This is a genomic window from uncultured Wocania sp., from assembly GCF_964021735.1.
GTDB lineage: Bacteria > Bacteroidota > Bacteroidia > Flavobacteriales > Flavobacteriaceae > Wocania_A.
Genome location: NZ_CAXIBN010000209.1, coordinates 1 through 4,947, shown reverse-complemented (window position 1 = coordinate 4,947; position 4,947 = coordinate 1). Strand labels below are relative to the sequence as shown.

The 4,947-nt window shown below is 31.0% G+C and carries 6 protein-coding genes and 1 riboswitch; of the genes, 2 read left to right on the top strand and 4 right to left on the bottom strand.

Translation table 11 applies throughout. The annotated features are described in order from the left end of the window. Positions 1 to 350, bottom strand: a 350-nt coding sequence (locus tag AADI82_RS13685) for a hypothetical protein (protein WP_341216987.1), incomplete at its 3' end; no start/stop codon positions are given. Between the two features lie 143 nt (positions 351 to 493). On the opposite strand from AADI82_RS13685, the gene AADI82_RS13680 reads away from it, so the two are divergent. Next, complete coding sequence (locus AADI82_RS13680; protein ID WP_341216986.1) at positions 494 to 1,099, top strand: pyridoxamine 5'-phosphate oxidase family protein; 606 nt, start codon at positions 494 to 496, stop codon at positions 1,097 to 1,099. Positions 1,100 to 1,129: 30 nt separating this feature from the next. Continuing rightward, positions 1,130 to 1,259, top strand: a riboswitch (cobalamin riboswitch). A gap of 105 nt (positions 1,260 to 1,364) precedes the next feature. Next, positions 1,365 to 1,871: a PAS domain-containing protein gene (locus tag AADI82_RS13675; protein ID WP_341216985.1), complete on the top strand. Its 507-nt coding sequence runs from the start codon at positions 1,365 to 1,367 to the stop codon at positions 1,869 to 1,871. Here AADI82_RS13675 and AADI82_RS13670 read toward each other — a convergent pair. From AADI82_RS13670 to AADI82_RS13660, 3 genes are all read right to left on the bottom strand, one after another. Continuing rightward, a complete protein-coding gene (locus AADI82_RS13670; protein WP_341216984.1) occupies positions 1,868 to 3,046 on the bottom strand; it encodes a DUF5009 domain-containing protein in 1,179 nt (392 codons plus the stop codon). The genes AADI82_RS13675 and AADI82_RS13670 overlap by 4 nt on opposite strands. Before the next feature lie 57 nt (positions 3,047 to 3,103). Then, positions 3,104 to 3,988 (bottom strand): GyrI-like domain-containing protein, encoded by an 885-nt coding sequence (locus tag AADI82_RS13665; RefSeq protein ID WP_341216983.1) that lies wholly within the window; start codon positions 3,986 to 3,988, stop codon positions 3,104 to 3,106. A gap of 394 nt (positions 3,989 to 4,382) precedes the next feature. After that, positions 4,383 to 4,947, bottom strand: a 565-nt coding sequence (locus tag AADI82_RS13660; protein ID WP_341216982.1) for a GNAT family protein, incomplete at its 5' end; no start/stop codon positions are given.

Sequence of the window (4,947 nt, the reverse complement as noted above, 5' to 3'; positions counted from 1 at the left end):
TAATTAACCAAAGCAATTTTAGCATTTCTTTTGTTTTTTCCAACAAACAAGCTAATAGTTGCGCTTGCTGTTAAACCACCTAATGTAGTAGCTCCCCATTCTCCTGTGTCGAATTTGTTATTTTCTTTACCGCTATCATAAACTTCTTTTGCAAGACCAGCTAGGGTAGAAGCACCCAAACTATACCAAAAGGCTTTCTTTTTATTCTTTGTAGTAGTGTATACTATAGTGTAGGTTGTTGCCGATATTAAAGCACCAGCACCAAAATGTAGCTTATCGTCCGTAGAAATAGTTTGTGCTTTACATAAGCCTGTAAAAGATAATGCTAAAATTATAATAAATGCCTTCATATTTAATTGGTATTTGGTTACTTAGGTATAATTGTAAGTAATATTTACTGTAGCACTAATAAATATTTGATGAAATACCTTTTTATTTGATTATTGGGCATAATTTGAATTAAATTTACTAATTAATTGAATATTATTGAGCTATGAAGATTACTACAGAAACGCAACTTCGAACGTTATATGGTTACCCTAGCGGAAGAGCAAAAAATAAAGTGTTTTCTAGACTAGATAAACATGCCATTAATTTTATAGAAAAGTCGCCTTTTTTGATATTGTCTTCGTCAAATAAAGAAGGAAAGCATGATGCATCACCAAGAGGAGGAGCATCAGGTTTTGTAAAAGTAATTAGTGATTCAGAAATTATTATTCCAGATGCCAAAGGCAATAATAGAATGGATAGCTTATCGAATATTATTGAAACAGGAAACTTAGGGTTATTATTTTTAATTCCTGGAGTCGATGAAACTTTACGTATTAATGGTAGCGCATATTTATCAATAGATAAAAATCATATAAACTTATTTACTTCGGAACAAAATCTACCAAAAAGCTGTATTGTTATTACTGTTGAAGAAGTGTTTTTGCACTGTGCCAAGGCTCTTATGCGTTCCAAATTATGGGATGAGTCCTCTAAAATTAATCGAGATGAATTACCAACGATGGGGCAAATGCTTAAAGATCAGTTAGGCTCTAAAGAAACACCAGAAACTCGTGAAGCTATGGTAGAACGGTATCAAAAGGATTTATAGAATTTGCTTGTAGCTCATCAAAGTATTATCTTTGATTTATTATTATAAAGGTTTAGCATTTGCTAGTTAAAAAGGAATTGTGTTAAAATCACAAGCTGTCGCGCAACTGTAAGTAATATTAATTACAAGCCAGATACTTTCTTTGTAATAGACAAACTGTGCTTTCGCGATTTAAAGCCAAGTCAAGATACTTTTACTTAATTATTAAAATTGTTTTAATAATTAATGTCTTGCTTCTTTATATCACTGCACTAAAAAAGAAGCTATGAAAACCAAAGAAAGATTTTCAAGAGGACCTTTATTATGTTGGGATATTTATGCAATGCATCTAACAGCACAAGCTACCAACTTTAATAGAGAGGCAGAATTAGATATTTTAAAAGCCTTTAAAGAAAAATTCAATTGGTTATTAGATATTGAAAAAAATTTTATGAACAAAGACTTTGAAGCCCTAATACTTACAGATAATAATCAACACATTCAATGGGTAAATAAGGGGTTTACTAAAATGACAGGTTACCCTGCTAATTATGTTAAAGGAAAAAAGCCTAATTTTTTACAAGGTGAAGGTTCTTCAGAACAAACAAAAAGGAGTATTAGGAAAAACTTGAATAGCGGAAAACAATTTAAAGAACAAATTATAAACTATAAAAAGGATGGTACACCGTATAATTGCGAAATAGAAATTTTTCCTATTAAAGATAATAATAATAAAACCATCCATCATTTGGCTATAGAAAAGAAAATTGGAATGCAAAGTAGCGTTATTTAAAGCTTCAATTTATAACCTTTTTCCTCTATCCAGCCTGTAAAAAAAACTACGAGTAAAGCAAAAACAAAAGACCCAATAAGTCCTATAATTCCTGTGTTTAAAAACTCAGGAAACCTTATTTCTATAATGTTTTTTAATGGGTATACAAAATAAGGAATCATATAGCAAGTAAGTGTTGCTGTACCAGCAGGAGCTATAATTTTAGCCCAATTTGTTTGCTTTTTAATATCGGCAATAAAATATAAAATAGCAAAAGATATAAAACCAATACCAGAGCATATGGCTAACCACGATGGAGTACCTTGTAATTTAGAAATACCCCAAATAGGTCGTGTTAATAACCCAAAACTTATAAATATAATTCCAATAACTATAAGTGTTATAAATATCCACTTGCTATGGTTTACAGATAATTTTTTATAAAGCATTGTTGCTACAATTCCTGCTGAGGTTAATGCTGGAATAGTACCGCCATAAATTACAGATAAGAAACTTAAATTTTTATTAAGTGGTGGTAATAAATCCATTTGTCCAAAAATGGCAAGTGCATTAAACACAAGAAGTAACGTTAGCATGATGTATAGGTTTCCTTTTGAGAAAACATACGCCAAAGCATTTACTAAATAAGCCCATCCTATAAGGCCTAAAATTCCCCACCAATGGGTTTTCATACCAATATCACCATTAGCTCCACCTTTATAAACAAAAGACAGATATATAAGAATTAAAATACCGATGCTTTGTAAAATAGGATGCCATTTTTTTGATATTGGACTTTTTTCCCAATGCATCCAAATGAGTACAACTGCTAATGCCATAAGCACACACCACCAATATTTTCCAATACCTAAACTTAAATGGGCGCTTTCATAATTTACCATAAAAACACCAATTATTAAAAGTGATAACGATCTAATTATGATATGTTTTGAAATAGAAACTAAGCTATCGCCTTTATTTTGTCGTTGTTTTATAGCAAAAGGAATACTAAGCCCAACAATAAATAAAAATAGAGGAAAAATAACATCCGAAAACCCTAAATAATCTTCTGAAGCTGATGCGTGTTGTAACCATTTTGGCACACCAGTAAGTGTCCAGAAATCGTTTACCCATATCATCAAAACCATAGTTAATGCTCTAAGTATATCTATAGATGCTATTCTTCCTCTATTCATGTTTTTGATAAATACGCCTCTAAAGTAAGGCTTTTAATCAAAAGTATACTTGTAAGACTATTTAATAGGAATGTAAAACTCTGTTTTAAGTTTTTCTTCTGCCACACGTTCTGGGTGACTTATGTAGCGTTCTCTAACAGATTCATCACGTAGTTCGTAATCGGTATTTAACAGCCATTCATTAAAAATATAATTATAAATATCGGCAAAATATTTGTAAGATCCTTGGTATAAAAACACAGCAAATTTCCCTCCTTTTAAAGTTTTTACACCAATATCTCCAATAGGTTTAGCGTCTTTGTTTATTATTAAACACGCGTCGTATCTGATTTTATCTTCGTCGGTTACTTTTGGGTCGTCATACGGTAATCCAAAATGCTGTATGCCCTTAGTGAATAGTTTTTGCTCTTTTACTTGTTCCCAAAGTTTTTTCCAAGCACCTGTATAATCTAAGGTTTGATAAGCACCCTGCATTCTGTAATACAAGCATTTTTTGTCTTCAATATTTTGAATTTTTGGTTTTTTAATGTTTATACTTCGACTTTGTTCAGTACCAGATGTCGTATTCATAGTGTTCGTTTTTTTGAAAGTAAATAATTTGTTTTTTCGATACTCCGATGGCGATATTCCAAAATAAATTTTAAAAGCTTTAGACAATGATGAAGGTGTTTCAAAACCAACATTATATGCAACAGCTTCAACCCCTAAAGTAGAATACCGAATCATTTTTGCAGCTGTTTCTAGTCGCACTCTAGAAATGTATGTACCAATAGGTTCGCCTAATAAAGCTTTGCTAATACGATGAAAATGAAACGGTGAAAAATGCGAGATCTCTGCAAGCGTTTTTATGTCTATTTTGCTATCTAAATTATTATTAATGTATTCAATAATTATATTTAGTTTTTCCTCATAAAAAGCTTTGTTGGTTTGTTTCGGTTTCATCAGTTTTGTATTAATACCACAAATATATTTGCTAACTAATATAAACACTTTTCCAATCTTGCTAAACGTATTTCTTGTTTATAACTGTTAACAATTATGTATTGATTCTCTTATTATAAAGTTTTGAAAATAGATTTAGCAAATATTCGAAACAAGGTTATAAGTTTCATTCTGTTTTTCAAGTCCAAAAACTTAGATGTTTAGGAGTTGAATCATCATCAATAATTTATCTTGCTGTTTATACTAAAGAATAAAAAAGTTTTACTATAGCGAATAAAATAATTACTGTTTTATGCTAAAATAAAGGTAGTTGAGGGTTATATTAGTCTTATTTTCCTGCAAAAAAACCTCGCTATATAAAAGATTCTTATATCTAAACAGATTAGTATAAAACCTAAAAGCCTTTAAAAATCTCATTCTTAATATTATTCCATTCCTCATTTAAAATACCATAACAACAGGTACTCCGTTTAAAACCATCAAGCATTAGGGTGTCTTTTCGTAAAACACCTTCTAGCGTTGCGCCTAGTTTTTCAACGGAGCGCCTAGATTTTATGTTGCGTTCGTCTATTCTAAATTCTACTTTATCAAATTCTAAAACTTCGAAAGCATATTGTAGCATTAAAAACTTCATATTGGTATTAAGTCCACTACCTTGAAACTCTTCTCCAATCCAGGTCCAACCAATATGTAACACTTTATTTTGCCAATTAATCAATCCAAATCGTGTGCTTCCAGCATAGGTATTGGTTTGTTTATCGAATACTATAAACGGGATGATGGTTTTATGATAATAACCATCAACTGCAGTTTGTACGTATGCTTTTAAATCGTCTGCGGTATCAATTTTACTGGGTGAGTATTGTATTAAATGGGGTTGTTGCGCAATAGGTGCTAAGTGTTTGTAATTACTTAAATCTAAAAGCGTGAGTTTTACTCGGTTGTTTTCTAGGGTTGGT

Bases quoted from the DNA above. Each gene is read 5' to 3' on its own strand.
- AADI82_RS13680 (WP_341216986.1), top strand. From the start codon at position 494: ATGAAGATTACTACAGAAACGCAACTTCGAACGTTATATGGTTACCCT.
- AADI82_RS13675 (WP_341216985.1), top strand. From the start codon at position 1,365: ATGAAAACCAAAGAAAGATTTTCAAGAGGACCTTTATTATGTTGGGAT.
- AADI82_RS13670 (WP_341216984.1), bottom strand. From the start codon at position 3,046: ATGAATAGAGGAAGAATAGCATCTATAGATATACTTAGAGCATTAACT.
- AADI82_RS13665 (WP_341216983.1), bottom strand. From the start codon at position 3,988: ATGAAACCGAAACAAACCAACAAAGCTTTTTATGAGGAAAAACTAAAT.